The following is a 16,514-nucleotide window of genomic DNA, read 5'->3' as shown; positions in this document are numbered from 1 at the left end:
GGGTGCATGAGCGGTGATCGGATCCCGGCAGCGGAGCCGGCCGAGCTGGTACCCGCCTCGGCGCGGCTGCGGGCCGAGGGCGTGGAGCTGCTGGAACTGTCCTTCGTGGACAACGCGGGCATCGTGCGGGTCAAGACCGCACCGCTGGACCGGTTGCCCGAGCTCGCCCGCTACGGGCTCGGCGCCTCGCCCTGCTTCGAGACCTTCACCTTCGACGACGTGATGCTGCGCGGAACCCACCTCGGCGGTCCCGACGGCGACCTGCGCCTGATCCCCGACATCAGCCGGCTCACCAGGCTGGTGGCCATGCCGGGGTGGGCGTGGGCGCCCGCGGACAAGTACACCCAGGACGGGCCGCGGTTCGTGGCCTGCCAGCGGGACTTCGTCGCCCGGCAGGTCGCCGCGGCAGCCTCGATGGGTCTGACGGTCTCGGCCGCCTTCGAGCACGAGTGGGCCCTGGCCGAGCCCGGCACCGACGACTTCGTGCCCGCCGTCACCGGATCCGGGTACGGGCAGGTGCGGCTGGAAGCGCTCGCCGACTACGGGCTGGCGCTGGTGCGAACCCTGCGCGAGCAGGGGCTGGAGGTGCTCCAGTTCCACCCCGAGTACGCGCTCGGGCAGGCCGAGCTGTCGGTGGCGGCCAAGGACCCGGTGGGCGCGGCCGACGACGCGGTGCTCACCCGGCACACCATCCGCGCGGTCTCCCTCCGCCACGGCTGGCGCGCGAGCTTCGCCCCCTGCCTCGTCCCGGAGGGCGCGGGTGCCGGCGCGCACCTGCACCTGTCGGTGCACGACTCGCGCGGGAACCTGTTCGCCGGTGGTCGCGGCCGCTACGGCCTGCAACCGGACGGCGAGGCGTTCCTGGCCGGTGTGCTGCGCGAACTGCCCGCGTTGGTGGCCATCGGGGCGGGCAACCCGGCGAGCTTCCTGCGGCTCGGCCCGTCCCGCTGGGCCGGCATCTGGCAGGTCTGGGGACGCGAGACCCGGGAGGCCGCCCTGCGCCTGATCACCGGCACCGAGGGGACCCAGTCCTGGGCCGCCAACGCCGAGATCAAGTGCTTCGACGCCACCGCCAACCCCTACCTGGCCGCCGGAGCGGTGGTCGCAGCCGGGCTCGCCGGTGTGCGCGAGGAGCTCACCCTGCCCGACGAGATCACCGGCGATCCGGCGCTGCTGACCGAGTCCGACCGCGCCGAGGCCGGGATCGAACGCCTCCCGGCCGGGCCGGAGGAGGCCGCCGACGCCCTCGCCGGCTCGGAGGTGCTCGCCGAGGCGCTGGAACCGGAACTGCACGACGCGATCCTCACCGTCCGCAGGGGCGAAGCGGCCCGCTTCGGCGAGGCCACCCCCGACGAGGTGGCCGCCGCCACTCGCTGGACCTGGTGAGGAACAACGTCGTCGCGCGGGCGGTTGTCGCCGAAAACGACCGAACACGGGGGACTGCTGTGCCCAACGGCCTGGAACGACTGGACAACCCGGTGTGGCACGCGCTCAACGGCGCGCAGGCGGACCTCGCCGAGCGATCCGGTGAGGTCGCGCGCTACGCGCCGGACGTCTCGCCCTTCGCGGCGCTGCCCACCGAGCCCGACGCCGGGGCGTGGGCCGATGCGGCGAAGCTCGTAGGGCCGGGCGGCTTCATGGTCATCACCGGGGAGCCGCGCACGCCACCGCAGGGCTGGGAGACCTTCGAAGACCTCCCGGGCGTCCAGATGATCGACGACGGAGTGACCGGAGCCGCCGATCCCGAGGCGGTCCGGCTCACCACCGCTGACGTGCCCGAGATGCTCGACCTGGTCCGGCGCACCAAGCCCGGCCCCTTCGGGAACCGCACCATCGAGCTAGGCACCTACCTGGGCATCCGCCGCGACGGCGCGCTGATCGCGATGGCCGGCGAGCGGATGCGCCTGGACGGGTGGACCGAGATCAGCGCCGTGTGCACCGACCCGGCCCACCGCGGCCGGGGACTGGCGGCCCGCCTGGTCCGGGCGCTGGTCGCCGGCATCCGGTCGCGCGACGAGCAGCCGTTCCTGCACGCCGTCACGACCAACACCGGCGCCATCGCCCTCTACGAGCGGATGGGGTTCCGGATCCACCGCCGCCCGGTGTTCCAGGCCCTGCGGGCCGCCGGGTGAGGCTCAGCCCGCGGTGGCGGTGACCCGGCCGATCTCGCCGTTGCGGAAGGCGTCGACGAACAGGCGGTAGTCGTCGCGGACGACGTCGGCGTAGTGCAGCGCGAAGTCCACGAGCCAGTCGACGAACTCCTGCTCCCGGTCGCCGACCGCCTTGAGGATCGCCTCCTCGACCTGGAAGTCGACCAGCTGGTTGTCCGACTGCGCGTCCGACACGCAGTGGATCTTGGCGATCGCGCGGCCCAGGTAGTCCAGCACCGGCACGATGTCGCTCGGCTCGGTCAGGTCGTTCCACTCCAGGTCCGACTCGTACGGCGAGAGCTCGTCGACGAGGTAGCCGACCCCGCCGATCTCGGTGTGGCCGAGCATCGGGTCGGCGTGGGCCTGCAGCGCGCGCTGCGACAGGGCCGTGCGGTGCCCGTGGTGCTCGAAGTGGTCGCGGATGCGCTGGTCGGTGACCACCCGCGACGGCGCGGCCACGTTGCCCTGCTTCATCGACAGCACGATGTCGTTCTCCAGGGCCTCGGTCGGCCCCTCGATGAGCACGTTGTACGCGGGAAGCCCCGCGCTGCCGATGCCGAAGCCGCTGGAACCGACGATGTCCTTGACCGTGTAGGCGACCTCCCGCATCCGGTTCTCCTGCGGGATGGTCTCCAGGTAGCGCGCGAACGCCTCCTCGACCCTGCCGCGCTCGGCGTCGTCGAGCTGGCGGATGTTCGGGCCTCGCCGCATCCGCCGGTCGTAGCCCTCCGCCTCGGTGAGCCGGTCGAGCAGGCCGGTGCGGCTGCGCAGCCGGGTCTGCTGCAGCAGGTCGTGGATCGTGCCGTCGGTGGTCGACAGCCGCAGCGAGTAGTCGGAATCGCCGCTCTGGGTGGCGAAGGACCGGACCTGGTCGAGGTAGGACGTGGCCGCGCGCCGCACGAAGGCCACGATGTCGGCGTCGGGCAGCGCCTTGCTCCAGGCCAGCAGCGCCAGGCTCGCGGCGAAGCGCTGCAGGTCCCAGGTGAAGTGCCCGAGGTAGGCCTCGTCGAAGTCGTTGACGTCGAAGACCAGCACGCCGGAGGCGTTCATGTAGGTGCCGAAGTTCTGCGCGTGCAGGTCGCCCTGGATCCACACCCTGCTGGTGCGCTCGTCGGCCCACGGGTCGGGCAGTCGGTTGACGTCGGCGTAGAACAGGCACGCGGTGCCCCGGTAGAAGGCGAACGGGTCGGCCGCCATCTTGCGGAACTTGGTGCGGAACGCCGCCGGGTCGCGTTCCATGAGTTCGGAGAAGGAGTCGACGAGGATGTCGGCGATCCATCGGCGGCGGGCGTCGGTGTCGGTGACGCCGAGGCTTCGAGCGAGCTCGGACATGTGGTTCCGTCCACTGTGAGCAGTAGTGACAATGAGGCGTTCGCAGATTATCCGAAGGTTCTGCGGTTTTCGACGACGACAAGCCATCCACGTAGGACAAAACGGACCACCGGGGCGATGCCGATCGTCCGCATCGGCACGGCGAGTATCAGCCCGCCACCACCACGTCGCAACGAGAGCGGGAACAGCGGGAATCGCGCGGGCGAAACCGCGGTGCTGCTGGTGGGGATGAGTCGAGGTTGTTCCGCTTCGCGTGGCGAAATAGCCTCAGCCGGGCACGGCACCCGGAGCGAACGGAGGTGGTGATGGCCGAGGTGGGCAGTCCGCCCGCGCGCAACACGCGGCCCCGGAACCGGCGAGCGCTGATCACCGCTGCCGCGGCCGAGCTGTTCCACCGGGACGGCTTCGACCAGGTCGGCATGAGCGACATCGCCGAGGCGGTCGGCGTCGGGTCCTCCGCGCTCTACCGGCACTTCGCGGGCAAGCAGCAGCTGCTGACCCACGTCGTGCTCGACGAGCTGCACCCGTTCGTCGAGATCACCGCCGAGCCGGGTGACGTCGAGGACGTGGTGGCGCGGCTGGCCGCGACCGCGCTCGACCACCGGCAGCTCGGGGTGCTCTGGCAGCGCGAATCCCGGCGGCTGCCCGAGGAGCGTCGCGACGTGCTGCGCGGCGAACTGCGCGAGGTCGCGCGCGGGCTCACCGGCCTGGCCCGGGCCTTCCGGCCCGAGCTCGGCGACGCCGACGCGCGGTTCCGCGCCTGGTGCATGTTCAGCGTCCTGACCAGCCCCTCCTACCACCAGGTGCAGCTGGGGCGAGGCGAGTTCGAACGCCTGCTGCGCGAGATGGTGGTGATCATCGGCACCCTGCCGCCGCAGGAGCTCGCGCCGCGCCCGGAAGCGCGCCCCGACCAGCTGGAGCGCTTCTCCGGACGAGCCTCGCGGCGGCGGTTGCTGCTGGCCGCGGCCACCCGGCTGTTCGCCGACGCCGGCTACACCAAGGTCACCACCGAGGACGTCGGCGCGGCGGCCGGGATCGCCGGGCCCAGCCTCTACAACTACTTCGCCAGCAAGCAGGAGCTGCTCAGCGCGGTGATCACCCGGGGCAACGCGTGGCTGGAGGTGGAGCTGGAACGCACCCTGGCCACCAAGGCCGACCCCGCCGAGGCGCTGCGGGCCCTGCTGCGCTCCTACATCCGCTTCGCCTTCGACCACGGCGGGTTCATCGACATCCTGGTCAGCGAGGTCGGCCACCTGCCCGCCGCCGAACGCCACCGCGCGCGCCAGACCCAGCACTCCTACGTCGCCGAGTGGGTCGGACTGCTGTGCGAGGCGCGTCCGGAGCTGGACCCGGTGCGCTCCCGGATCCTGGTGCAGGCCGCGCTGACCGCCGCCAACGACATGGCCCGCACCGGCCCGATCCGCGACGCCGTCGCCGTGCTGCGCCTGGGCTCGGCGCTGATGCTGGAAACGCCCGTCGAAGGCTGAACCGGCGCGCTACCAGCCGTTCACTTAGAGGGAGAAAAGGCAGGAGAACCCGGCTGGAGCGCCTCGGCGCGGCTAATGCTCGGTCACTTGTGCGTTTGACTCGATCAACCCCCGGCAATTAATCTCCGGCGAGACAGATCCGCCCGCCGAACCGACGGCGACAGGCTGCGCGCAGACCTGCGGATACTGGAACCGAGCAGGTAACGAGGACAGGTTGGTTGCATGAGCAGCGCGACGGAGCCGGTCGGTCAGCCGCCGGTTGATGTGCCCGACATCCACACGACCGCGGGCAAGCTGGCGGATCTGTACCGGCGGAACGACGAGGCGGTGCACGCCGGCTCGGCTCGCGCGGTGGCCAAGCAGCACGAGAAGGGCAAGAAGACCGCGCGCGAGCGCATCGACATGCTGCTGGACGAGGGCTCGTTCGTCGAGCTCGACGAGCACGCGCGGCACCGCTCCACCAACTTCGGGATGGAGGAGAACCGCCCCTACGGCGACGGCGTGGTGACCGGCTACGGCACCGTCGACGGCCGCAAGGTGTGCGTGTTCTCCCAGGACTTCACCGTCTTCGGCGGCTCGCTCGGCGAGGTCTTCGGCGAGAAGATCGTCAAGGTCATGGACCTGGCGCTCAAGACCGGCTGCCCGCTGATCGGCATCAACGACTCCGGCGGTGCCCGCATCCAGGAGGGCGTGGCGGCGCTGGGCCTCTACGCCGAGATCTTCAAGCGCAACACCCACGCCTCCGGCGTCATCCCGCAGATCTCGCTGATCATGGGACCGTGCGCGGGCGGTGCGGTGTACTCGCCGGCCATCACCGACTTCACCGTGATGGTCGACAAGACCTCGCACATGTTCATCACCGGCCCGGACGTCATCAAGACCGTCACCGGCGAGGACGTCACCTTCGAGGAGCTCGGCGGCGCGCACACCCACAACTCGCGCTCGGGCAACGCGCACTACCTCGCCTCCGACGAGGACGACGCGATCGGCTACGTCAAGGAACTGCTGTCGTTCCTGCCGAGCAACAACCTCTCCGAGGCCCCGGTCTTCGAGGGCGCCGACACCGGCGCCGGGGCGATCGCCGACGCGATCACCGACGCCGACCGCGAGCTCGACGCGCTGGTCCCGGACTCACCGAACCAGCCCTACGACATGCACAAGGTCATCCAGACCGTGGTCGACGACGAGGAGTTCCTGGAGGTCTCCTCGCTGTTCGCGCCGAACATCATCACCGGCTACGGCCGCGTCGAGGGCCAGCCGGTGGGCATCGTGGCCAACCAGCCGACCCAGTTCGCCGGAACGCTCGACATCGGCGCCAGCGAGAAGGCCGCCCGCTTCGTGCGGACCTGCGACGCCTTCAACATCCCGGTGCTGACCTTCGTCGACGTGCCCGGGTTCCTGCCCGGCACGGACCAGGAGTGGAACGGCATCATCCGGCGCGGCGCCAAGCTGCTCTACGCCTACGCCGAGGCCACCGTCCCGCTGGTCACCGTGATCACCCGCAAGGCCTACGGCGGCGCCTACGACGTGATGGGTTCCAAGCACCTCGGAGCTGACATCAACCTGGCGTGGCCGACCGCGCAGATCGCGGTCATGGGCGCGCAGGGCGCGGCCAACATCCTCTACCGGCGCCAGCTCGCCGACGCGGCCGCCGCCGGCGAGGACGTCGAGGCGCTGCGCGCGCGGTTGCAGCAGGAGTACGAGGACACCCTGTGCAACCCCTACACCGCCGCCGAGCGGGGCTACGTGGACTCGGTCATCCCGCCGTCGATGACCCGCGGCTACGTGGCCCGGTCGCTGCGCATGCTCCGCGACAAGCGAGCGAGCCTGCCGGCCAAGAAGCACGGCAACATCCCGCTGTGATCGGCGAAGCGAGGAGCCATCCGATGAGCGAGCAAACCCCGCAGCGGCCGGTGCTGCGCATCGTGCGCGGCGATCCCGACGACGTCGAGATCGCCGCCGTGGCCGCCGCGCTGGCCGGCGCGGCCGCCGCCAAGACGCCCGAGGACGAGCCCGAGCCCATGTCGTTGTGGGGTGACCCGGTCGCGGCGGTGCGCCACCCGGCGGGCCGCCGCCCGCTCCGGCCGGGACCGCACGGGTGGCGGGCCTCGGCCCTGCCGGGCTGAACCTCGTTTCCCAGACTTGACGTTTTCCGCCTTCTCCGGCGTCGCGCCGGGTACATGAGGAGTTGACCACTGTGGACGTGACGCCGATCAGCAAGGTCCTGATCGCCAACCGCGGTGAGATCGCGGTGCGGGTCATCCGCGCCTGCCAGGACGAGGCCATCGCCTCCGTCGCGGTCTACGCCGAGCCGGACTCCGACGCGCAGCACGTGCGGCTGGCCGACGAGGCCTTCGCGCTGGGCGGTTCCACGCCCGGCGAGTCCTACCTGAACATCGACAAGATCATCGACGTCGCCAAGCGCTCCGGCGCCGACGCCGTGCACCCCGGCTACGGGTTCCTGTCGGAGAACGCCGACTTCGCCCAGGCCGTGCTCGACGCCGGTCTGATCTGGATCGGCCCGTCGCCGCAGGCCATCCGCGACCTCGGCGACAAGGTCACCGCCCGCCACATCGCCACCCGCGCCGGGGCGCCGCTGGTGCCCGGCACCAAGGACCCGGTCCCGGGCGCCGACGACGTCGTGGCCTTCGCCCAGGAGCACGGGCTGCCGGTGGCCATCAAGGCCGCCTTCGGCGGTGGCGGTCGCGGCCTGAAGGTCGCGCGCACGATCGAGGAGATCCCGGAGCTGTTCGCCTCCGCGGTCCGCGAGGCCGAGAGCGCCTTCGGGCGCGGTGAGTGCTTCGTCGAGCGCTACCTGGACCGCCCGCGGCACGTCGAGGCGCAGGTGGTGGCCGACCAGCACGGCAACGTCGTCGTGGTGGGAACGCGCGACTGCTCGCTGCAGCGCCGCCACCAGAAGCTCGTCGAGGAGGCCCCGGCGCCGTTCCTGACCGACGACCAGCACAGCCGGATCCACGAGGCCGCGCGGGCGATCTGCTCCGAGGCAGGCTACTACGGCGCGGGCACCGTGGAGTTCCTCGTCGGCCAGGACGGCACGATCTCGTTCCTGGAGGTCAACACCCGGCTGCAGGTCGAGCACCCGGTCTCCGAGGAGACCACCGGCATCGACCTGGTCCGCGAGCAGTTCCGCATCGCCTCCGGCGAGAAGCTGCACCTCGGCGCCGACCCGGAACCGCGCGGCCACTCCATCGAGTTCCGCATCAACGGTGAGGACGCGGGCCGCAACTTCCTGCCCGCGCCGGGCACCGTGACCAAGTTCGTCGCCCCGCAGGGCCCGGGCGTCCGCGTGGACGCGGGCGTGGAGACCGGCAGCGTCATCGGCGGCCAGTTCGACTCGCTGCTGGCCAAGGTCATCGTCACCGGCGCCGACCGGCAGCAGGCGCTGCAGCGCGCCCGCCGCGTCCTCGACGAGATGCAGGTGGAGGGCATGGCCACCGTCCTGCCGTTCCACCGCGCGATCGTGCGCGACCCGGCGTTCGTGGGCACCGACGGCTTCACCGTGCACACCCGGTGGATCGAGACCGAGTTCGACAACACCATCGAGCCCTTCGCCGGTGCCGCTGAAGCGGGCGAGGCACCCGAGGAGCGGCAGACGATCCTCGTCGAGGTCGGCGGTCGCCGCCTGGAGGTCTCGCTGCCGGCGGAGTTCGCGGCGACCTCGGCCGCTCCGGCGGCGAAGGCCAAGCCGCGCAAGCGCGCCGCGGGCAAGGCCGGCGGCGCGGTGTCCGGCGACGCGGTCGCCGCACCGATGCAGGGCACCATCGTGAAGGTGGCGGTCGAGGACGGTCAGGAGGTCGCCGAGGGCGACCAGATCGCCGTCCTGGAGGCCATGAAGATGGAGAACCCGGTCACCGCCCACAAGGCGGGCACGGTCACCGGCCTCACGGCCAAGCCCGGCGACTCCGTCACCCAGGGCACCACCCTCTGCGAGATCAAGTAACCCGGAATCGCGTCGTCGGCCCCGAGCAACCACCCAGGGGCCGACAACACGTTCCACCCCTTCGAATTTCGCGCGAAATTCGGCCGCGAACTTCAGCCTTCGAATTTCGCGCGAAATTCGAACCCAGCCCGGACCTCAGGGCTGTGACCTGCTGAGACACGCCCGGGCGCGGGGTGCCATTCGAATTTCGCGCGAAATTCGAGGGGGCCTGGGCGGGGTTGGGCAGGGCGGGTTCAGGTGGTGGTGAGCGGGGCTTCGGCGTTGCGGGGACGTGTGAGGTAGCAGTGGGCGTGGTACCAGCCGGCTGCTTCGAGGCCCTCGGGGTCGAGGCCTTGGCGTTCGACGTCGTGGACGGCGGCCTGCTGCTCGGTGGTGTCGGCGAAGCGGCGTTGCGGGAAGGTCCCGGGTAATCGCTCGGTGACCAGGTCGTGGTCGGCCAGGAGCCCGGCGATGTCGGAGTAGTCGAAGACGCGCAGCACGAAGATCGCCAGCCACAGCTCGTGCGGCCGGTCGATCGCGCCGAGGAGCCGTTCGAAGGTCGGCAGGCCGACGTAGCCAACCCCTCCGGTGGAGATGATCAGGCCGGTGTCGGCGATCCCCTTGACGAGTTCGGGCGAGGGGTCGGTGGTTTCGAGGTTCTCGGCCCACCCGTCGGTCAGCAGCCCCGCCTCGCGGCCGTAGGCGATCGCCGGTTCCGACACGTCCAAGCCGACGACGTCGAGGTCACCGGTGAACTCCTCCCGGTCGGCCGCGGCCAGTTCGGCGGCCGACCACCGCGCCGCCGACGGATCGGTGTAGCGGGTGAGGACTTCGCGCGGGTCCTGAGCGGACTTCAGCAGCGCCGAGTTGATGCCGTAGGAGCAGCAGACGTCCAGGACGCGCCCGGGGCGCGCCGCCCCGATCACCTCGCGGAAGATCGGGGTGGCGCGCTGTGGGATCTGGTACTCGAACCGCTCCAGCGTCGAGACGTACGCCCGCGGGTCCGGCTGGGCGTAGATGTCGCTGAAGTCGGCCTTGCGCTCTCCGGTCAGGCTCATGATCCGGTGCCGACGAGGTCGGCGAGCTCGTCGATCGCGCGGGCGAGCTGGTCGGCGAAGGCGGTCATCTGCTCGCCGACCGTGCGCGGCGTGCTCAGGTGCACGTTGAAGCTCTGCGGCAGCAGCACGTAGGCGACGCCGATGCAGTGCTCGCTGGTGGCGCCGAAGCCGAAGTACTGGATGTTCACCGACGGCGCGGCGCTGGTGCTCAGGTAGTCGTCGCGCATCTTCTGCCAGCCGGGCGAGGGGTACAGCGCGGGCGCGAAGTCCTGCCCCCGGCGGCCGGCGATGAGCTGCAGCTCCCACAGGTGCTGCTCGGGGGCGTCCCCGGCCTGGCACTCCTTGGCGCGCGTGACGTGCGCGTCGGCCGCGCGCCGGAACGCCTGCTCGCGGGTGGAGCGGTCGGCCTCGGGATCCTCCATCGCCGCGACGAAGTCGAGGATCTCCGGGGTCACCACCCGCATCGCCTCGGTGCGGCCGTGGTGGAAGTGGCGGGTCGCGATGGACTCGTAGGTCGCGCCGGTGAAGCCCTTGGAACGCCGGTGCGCCAGCTGGAAGGCCATCTGCACGAACGCGTCCGGCGAGACGCCGAGCGCCTTGGAGCGCTCCGAGCCGAAGTCGTCGAAGCGCACGGTGCGGGTCGCGGTGGCGTCGGCGTAGGCCGTGTAGTCCTTGGCGGCCGCCTCGATCTCGCCGGAGAGCTCGGGCGAGAGGCGGAATTCCAGCGCCCGGGGCTCCGGCGCGCCCTGCGGGGCCGCGCCCGAGGACTGCGAGTGGGATTCGGCGGTGCCCGCCATGAGCGAGTCGACGAACTCGACGATGGTGGTGCCGTCCAGCAGGCAGTGCTCGCCGTTGATGCCCGCCGAGCCGTCGGGGAACACGATCAGCGTGACGCCCTTGTCGAACCAGCGGTCGGTCGGGTCCCCGGCCAGCAGCTGCTTGCACTTGCCGTCGGTGTCGGCGGGCAGCTCGTGCTCCAGCGCCAGGCAGAACAGCGCCGTCTCGATCACGTCGACCGAGCCGGTGTTGTCGACCAGCAGCGCCTCCCGGTTGGCCGCCCAGCGAGCGCGGTCGTGGCTGGTCAGCGCGCCGACCCCGGGTCCGCGGTCGGTGGTGGCGATGACCTGGCGCAGCGCTTCGGCGAGCTCGTCGAGGGTGTGCGGGACGCCGTCCTGCCCGATCACGTCGAGGCGGAATGCGTTGCCGCGGAAGAACACCACGATGTGCCGGGCCTGGCTGGGGCCGGGCTGCTCGGGGGTGTTGGGCGCCCGCACCCCGTCGCGCTCGGCGCGGGGGATGCGGGTGGTGGAGAACAGGTACCGGTGCTGCTGCATCGACAGCGGCTGTCCGCGCCGCGCCGTCGGCGGCACCGACTCGGTGTCCAGCGCCAGCTTGTGGTCCACCGACGCCGCGATGAGCCGCACCGCGCGGGTGATCTGGTCGTCGTCGGTGTCGTTGAACAGGAAGAAGAAGTTCGCGTTGAGCGCGATCCGGTCCCGGCGGCCCAGGTAGCGGTCGCGCCAGAACTCGTCCAGCCAGCTGTGCACGTCGTCCTGGCCCGCGTAGGCCGTCAGGGAGGCGTGCAGCTCCTTGGCGGTGTCGGAGTTGAGGAACTCCTCGACGGCCTGCCGGGTGGCGGACAGCTCGTCCTCGCTCAGCAGCGGCGCGCACCACTGCAGGAACCGGGCGCCGCTGTCCTCGAGCGTGGGCAGCGGAACCCGGGGGAGCGCGTCCTCGTTGCCGAAAGTGCTGGTGCGCAAAGCAACCTCGATCGTCTCTAGGTCCTGTTTCGAAGTGGCGGAGCCACTCTCGTCCTGGTGAGCCCCGAGCGGCTCGCACCGCCGGGGCTTCGACGAACGCCTCAGTCGAGCAGGTCGTCGGTGCGGGCGGTGGTCCCGTGAGCCGCGGTCACCCGGCCGAAAAGCTGCCGGGTGCGTTCCGCGGATCCCACCACCCCTGGACGATCACTGTAGGCGAAGATCGCCGAATGCCGGGCGACTTCCCCTGCGACGGCGCTGACCCGGTGCAACGCGTACCGGCCGTGGAACAGCTGCAGATCCCCCGGTCGCAGCGGCAGTTGGCGCACCCGGCCCCGGCCGCCGCCGTTGATCACCTCGCCGACGTCGGCGAAGTTCTCCGACTCGGCCGAGCGGATGTGCGGGCAGTACTCGAAGACCCCGCCGTCCTGCGGCTGCTGGGTGAGCATGCTGACCGCGAACTCGTTGGTGTCGAAGTGCCACGGGTGCTCTTTGCCCGGGTTGACGATGTTGACCACGAGCCCGGCCAGCGGGTCCTCCAGCGGGTGGATCCGGGGCCGTTCCAGGCAGTCGGCGAGGAAGCGCTGGAACAGCTCGTCGGTGTAGAGCCTGTGGATGAGGTGCTCGGCCGGGATGTCCTCGCGCGCCACGAAGGCGTTGCCGCGCAACGTGGTCCGCCTCGCCGGGTGCCCGTCGGGCAGCGAGTCGTCGGGCGCGGTGTTGTAGACGTTGACCGTCTGCTCCTCGTAGTACGCGCGATCGGCGATGCTCGCGCACTCGGCTCGCAGCGCCTCCCGGTGCTCGGCGGCCACGAAGTCGCGCAGCACGCTGCACCCGGATTCGCGCAGTTCCGCGCGCACGGATTCCACTGCCCGGACCCAGCCCTCGCCGCCGGGATCGTGGAGCGGGTAGCGGGCGGTGTCGACGATGTCGGTGACCGCAACGGTCATCGGGTTCCCTCCGTGGCCGGGATGACGGGCAGCGTGATCTCCGAAGGATGCTCCGGGGAGTTGTGGATGGCAACGGGCGACAGCGCGGCGGGCAGGTCGCGCACCGTGGGCAGCAGGTGCGGAACGTCGAAGGCCTGCACCGAGATCCGCAGCTTGTGGCCGGGCGGGATGACCGCGGCGGTCGGGAACACCTCGACGTCGACCGGCTCGACCTCGCCTGGCTCCATCGTGCGCTGGGCTTCCTCGGTGAACGGGTGGAACGGCTGGATCAGCTCGCCGTCGAGGTAGCGCGAGCGCGACTCGTCGAGGGCTCGGTGGGAGAGCACCTGCCAGCCCCCGGTGAGCCGGTTGACCGCGCCGTCGGGTGCCACCGAGGACACCGACACCGACAGCATCCCGTTGCCGGTGGGCGTGGAGGCGTGGAGGTGAGCGTTGATCGGGCCGCGCATCCGCATCGCCTCGGTCATCGGCTCGGTCTCGAACACCGCGCCGGAGAGGTCGTTCCACCGGTTGTCGTGGCAGAGCTGGGCGATGCCGATGGCGTTGGGCATTCCCGCGGTCCACTGGTTGGTCGAGCGCGTGCACAGCCCGGAGACGGGCAGCGGTGCGACGGTGCTCCGACCCGGTTGCGGGTCGGAGTCCACGAGCCCGCCGGGCAGTCCGGGCAGCGAGGTGCCGGAGAGCTGGAAGCTGCGGGCGCGCTGCTCACCGATCCACTGGTCGGCCTCGAACCACTGCCCGGAACCGATCTCGTGGTAGGTCAGCGGCGGGATGTCGGTGTCCAGGGACGGATCGGCCTGCCCGCGCACGTGGTGGTCGAACCAGCGCAGCTGGAGTTCCTGCAGCGTGCCGTGCCCGGCCTCGGCGATGCCGTCCCCGCTGCCCTGCATGTGGTCCCACGGGCCGAAGATCATCTTCACCGGGACGCCGCGCTGCCGCAGGCTGTCGAACACCATCGGCGTGCCGCGCTGGAACAGGTCGTACTCGCCGCCGACCAGGAAGGTCGGCACGTCGATGCGGTCGAGGACGCTCGCGGGGGAGCGCTCGGCGTAGAAGGGGCCGTCGAAGGCGGCGTTGAGGCCGAGGGTGGCCTCCAGCAGCGTCGGCGCGGTGAAGCTCGTGGCGCCCTGGACGCGGTCGAGGTACATCTGCAGCGCGTTGTCCGGCTCGGCGGGGCCGTAAGCCGGTGGGATCAGCCCGGTTCCGGTGACCAGGCCCATCCACAGCGGGATGAACCCGACGTCCAGCGCGCCGCCGGAGGCGACCACGTCGCGGTAGGTGTCCACGGCCGGGACCTGCGGGAAGATCGCCTTGAGCCCGGGCGGCCGGTTGCCCGCCGCGAACAGCTGGCTGATGCCCATGTACGACGCGCCGTGCATGCCGACCGCGCCGTTGCTCCACGGCCGTTCCGGTGAGGCCGCCCAGTTCACGATCTCGCCCGAGTCGGTGTTCTCCCGCGCGCTGAACGCCTGCCAGTCGCCGGCGGAGGAGCCCGTGCCGCGCGCGTCGACGGTGACGTGCACGTAGCCGCGCTTGACGAAGAAGTCCGGGTCACTGTCGATCGCCGCGGCGCTGGGCCCGCTGATGATCGACTTGTTGTAGGCGGTGATGGTCAGCAGCACGGGGAAGCGGCCCTCGACCGGGTTTCCCTCGGCGTCGGCCGGGCGTCGCACGTCGGCGCGCAGGACGGTGCCGTCGGACATCGGGACCTCGACGTCGGTCTCGGTCACCGAGCCGGGGTGCTCCTCGGCTCGGGCCGTCCACCCGGACGTCGGTGCGGCATCGGCGGCGGTGAGACCGGCGAGCCCGGTCAGCAGGGCGAGGAGCAGGGCCAGCAATGAGCGACGCATTCAGACCTCCCGGGAATTCCGGGAGATCAACGATCATGCGCGGCCGAGGTTACGCGGTTCGCGGTCGGTTCTGCTGAGAACGCAGGTGAGCGGCCATGACTCGGCGCGCCTCGGCAGGGTCGCCGGCCTCGATCGCGGTCAGCAGCCGCTCGTGGCGCGCGATCGCACCGGGGTCGGTCTCCACCGGCAGCTCGGCCAGCAGCCGCATGAACGGTTCGAAGAGCAGTGGGACGAAGGCGTTGCCGGTGGCGCGCACGATCGCCTGGTGGAAGGCGATGTGGGCGGTGGCGTCCGCTTCGGGCGTGTCGGCCTCGCGCATCTTCCGCAGCTGCTCGCGCAGGTGCCGCAGGTCGGCGTCGGTGCGCTTGATCGTGGCGAGCTCGGCGATCCCGGATTCCAGCATCCGCCGCGCTTCGTGGATCCCGGCGACGACCTCGGGATCGGCTCCGGGGGAGGTCGCGGCGCGGATCATCGGGTGAAGGGAGGTCCACTCGGCCGGCGGATTGACGTAGGTTCCGCGTCCGCGCTCGATGCGCACGACGTTCTGCACCCGCAGCGCCTTGACGGCCTCGCGCACGGTCAGCCGGCTCATCGAGAACAGCTCGGCGAGCTCGGGTTCGGAGGGCAGCGCGGCACCGGGCGGGTAGGTCCCGTCGATGATCGACCCGAGAAGCTGTTCGGACAGCTCTTCCGGCAACGACACGCGGTCTCCGCCCGTTCGCGATCGGCACACCGCGAGAACCCGCGGTTCTCGCGCCAACAAGGTCAACGTCCGCTCCCGCGTCCACAGTGGACGCATGGGTGATCTGGATCCGGGGAGTCTACTGCACCAGTGAGCGTTGCCACACACCAACCGGTTGGTATGTGTGGTAGAGCTGGTGGATCGGGTCTCTGGAGGTGTCGCCATGGGTGAGTCGCGGTACGAGTGGATGGAGCCGGGGGCGTTCGAGGTGGCGCCGGGCGTGCACCGGATCCCGCTGCCGCTGCCCAACGACGGCCTCCGCGCGGTCAACGTCTACGCCATCGCCGACGGCGACTCGCTGACCCTCGTCGACGGCGGCTGGGCCCTGGACGAATCCCGCCGGCAGCTCGACGCCGCGCTCGCCCAGATCGGCGCCGGTGCCGGCGACATCACCCGCTTCCTGGTCACCCACGCGCACCGCGACCACTACACGCAGGCGCTCACGCTGCGCCGCGAGTTCGGCTCCGAGGTGATGCTCGGCGAGGAGGAGCGGCACACCCTCGACCGGCTCATGTCCCCGGACCACCGGTCCATGGACCGCCAGCTGGAGCTCCTGGCCGAGCACGGCGCGAAACCGGTCCGCGACGCGCTGCTGAGCGTGCGCTCGGACGCGCCCCGCAACCACGTCTGGGAGAGGCCCGACGCCTGGATCAACGCCACCACCGACCTCGGCCTGTCCGACCGGCAGCTGCGCGCCATGCCCACGCCCGGGCACACCCGTGGCCACCTGGTGTTCCTGGAGGAGCAGGCGGGGCTGATGTTCGCCGGTGATCACGTGCTGCCGCACATCACCCCGTCCATCGGCTTCGAGCAGGCGCCGACCGCGAGCCCGCTGCGCGACTACCTGGCCTCGTTGCGGCTGGTGCGCGGCCTGCCGGACATGCGGCTGCTGCCCGCTCACGGGCCCGTCACCGACAGCGTCCACGACCGGGTCGACGAGCTGCTGGCCCACCACGACGCGCGGCTGGTGGGCACCGCCGCGGTCGTCGCGGCCGGTGCGAGCACGGCCTACGAGGCCGCTCGGGCGCTGACCTGGACCCGGCGCGAGCGCGCCTTCGACGACCTCGACGTGTTCAACCAGATGATGGCGGTGCTCGAAACCGCGGCGCACCTGGACGTCCTGGTCCTGCAGGACGAGCTCGGCGCGGAGCGCGTCGGAGGAGTTCTGCACTACTCGTAGTCACCGGCGACGGAGCGTGATCATCGGGCGGTCCTTCGGCGGGCCGAAATCACCCGACTGCAGCGTAG

Annotated in this window: 13 protein-coding genes; 7 read left to right on the top strand and 6 right to left on the bottom strand. The window is 71.2% G+C overall.

Annotated features, from left to right (window positions below; all coding sequences use genetic code 11):
- Nucleotides 1-6: 6 nt before the first annotated feature.
- Together KBO27_RS29905 and KBO27_RS29900 are read left to right on the top strand one after the other, a co-directional pair.
- Entirely contained in the window at nucleotides 7-1,386 is a 1,380-nt protein-coding gene (locus KBO27_RS29905; RefSeq protein ID WP_210973194.1) for a type I glutamate--ammonia ligase, read from the top strand.
- 59 nt (nucleotides 1,387-1,445) lie between these two features.
- The gene (locus KBO27_RS29900; RefSeq protein WP_307870700.1) at nucleotides 1,446-2,132 is read left to right on the top strand and encodes a GNAT family N-acetyltransferase; all 687 of its coding nucleotides are present in this window, start codon (nucleotides 1,446-1,448) and stop codon (nucleotides 2,130-2,132) included.
- Nucleotides 2,133-2,135: 3 nt separating this feature from the next.
- Here KBO27_RS29900 and KBO27_RS29895 read toward each other — a convergent pair whose 3' ends face one another.
- Nucleotides 2,136-3,482, bottom strand: a complete 1,347-nt coding sequence (locus tag KBO27_RS29895) for a DUF2252 domain-containing protein (protein WP_210973193.1) — start codon at nucleotides 3,480-3,482, stop codon at nucleotides 2,136-2,138.
- Between the two features lie 305 nt (nucleotides 3,483-3,787).
- Between KBO27_RS29895 and KBO27_RS29890 the strand changes: the two genes are divergently transcribed.
- The 4 genes from KBO27_RS29890 (at nucleotide 3,788) to KBO27_RS29875 (ending at nucleotide 8,930) form a co-directional block, all read left to right on the top strand.
- The gene (locus tag KBO27_RS29890) at nucleotides 3,788-4,969 is read left to right on the top strand and encodes a TetR/AcrR family transcriptional regulator (protein ID WP_210973192.1); all 1,182 of its coding nucleotides are present in this window, start codon (nucleotides 3,788-3,790) and stop codon (nucleotides 4,967-4,969) included.
- A gap of 222 nt (nucleotides 4,970-5,191) precedes the next feature.
- Nucleotides 5,192-6,832, top strand: a complete 1,641-nt coding sequence (locus KBO27_RS29885) for an acyl-CoA carboxylase subunit beta (protein ID WP_132676155.1) — start codon at nucleotides 5,192-5,194, stop codon at nucleotides 6,830-6,832.
- A 23-nt stretch (nucleotides 6,833-6,855) separates the two neighbouring features.
- Nucleotides 6,856-7,095, top strand: coding sequence for an acyl-CoA carboxylase subunit epsilon (locus KBO27_RS29880; RefSeq protein ID WP_210973191.1), 240 nt, complete (start codon nucleotides 6,856-6,858; stop codon nucleotides 7,093-7,095).
- 71 nt (nucleotides 7,096-7,166) lie between these two features.
- Entirely contained in the window at nucleotides 7,167-8,930 is a 1,764-nt protein-coding gene (locus KBO27_RS29875; RefSeq protein WP_210973265.1) for an acetyl/propionyl/methylcrotonyl-CoA carboxylase subunit alpha, read from the top strand.
- Between the two features lie 233 nt (nucleotides 8,931-9,163).
- Here the strand turns inward: KBO27_RS29875 and KBO27_RS29870 are convergent, their stop codons facing one another.
- From KBO27_RS29870 to KBO27_RS29850, 5 genes are all read right to left on the bottom strand, one after another.
- Nucleotides 9,164-9,967: a class I SAM-dependent methyltransferase gene (locus KBO27_RS29870; RefSeq protein WP_210973190.1), complete on the bottom strand. Its 804-nt coding sequence runs from the start codon at nucleotides 9,965-9,967 to the stop codon at nucleotides 9,164-9,166.
- Complete coding sequence (locus KBO27_RS29865; protein ID WP_246538433.1) at nucleotides 9,964-11,727, bottom strand: choline/carnitine O-acyltransferase; 1,764 nt, start codon at nucleotides 11,725-11,727, stop codon at nucleotides 9,964-9,966. Before KBO27_RS29865 ends, KBO27_RS29870 begins: the two co-directional genes overlap by 4 nt.
- Nucleotides 11,728-11,828: 101 nt before the next feature.
- The gene (locus KBO27_RS29860) at nucleotides 11,829-12,674 is read right to left on the bottom strand and encodes a HalD/BesD family halogenase (RefSeq protein ID WP_210973189.1); all 846 of its coding nucleotides are present in this window, start codon (nucleotides 12,672-12,674) and stop codon (nucleotides 11,829-11,831) included.
- On the bottom strand, nucleotides 12,671-14,524 hold the full coding sequence (locus tag KBO27_RS29855) for a CocE/NonD family hydrolase (protein ID WP_210973188.1): 1,854 nt from the start codon (nucleotides 14,522-14,524) through the stop codon (nucleotides 12,671-12,673). The genes KBO27_RS29860 and KBO27_RS29855 overlap by 4 nt, the downstream gene beginning before the upstream one ends.
- A 49-nt stretch (nucleotides 14,525-14,573) precedes the next feature.
- Complete coding sequence (locus KBO27_RS29850) at nucleotides 14,574-15,227, bottom strand: FadR/GntR family transcriptional regulator (protein WP_210973187.1); 654 nt, start codon at nucleotides 15,225-15,227, stop codon at nucleotides 14,574-14,576.
- Nucleotides 15,228-15,429: 202 nt separating this feature from the next.
- On the opposite strand from KBO27_RS29850, the gene KBO27_RS29845 reads away from it, so the two are divergent.
- Entirely contained in the window at nucleotides 15,430-16,446 is a 1,017-nt protein-coding gene (locus KBO27_RS29845) for an MBL fold metallo-hydrolase (protein ID WP_210973186.1), read from the top strand.
- Nucleotides 16,447-16,514 lie beyond the last annotated feature (68 nt).

It is taken from the genome of Saccharopolyspora endophytica (genome assembly GCF_018070075.1).
Taxonomy (GTDB): domain Bacteria; phylum Actinomycetota; class Actinomycetes; order Mycobacteriales; family Pseudonocardiaceae; genus Saccharopolyspora; species Saccharopolyspora endophytica.
The sequence above is the reverse complement of the archived record's forward strand: the minus strand, read 5'-3'. Positions and strand labels throughout refer to the sequence as shown.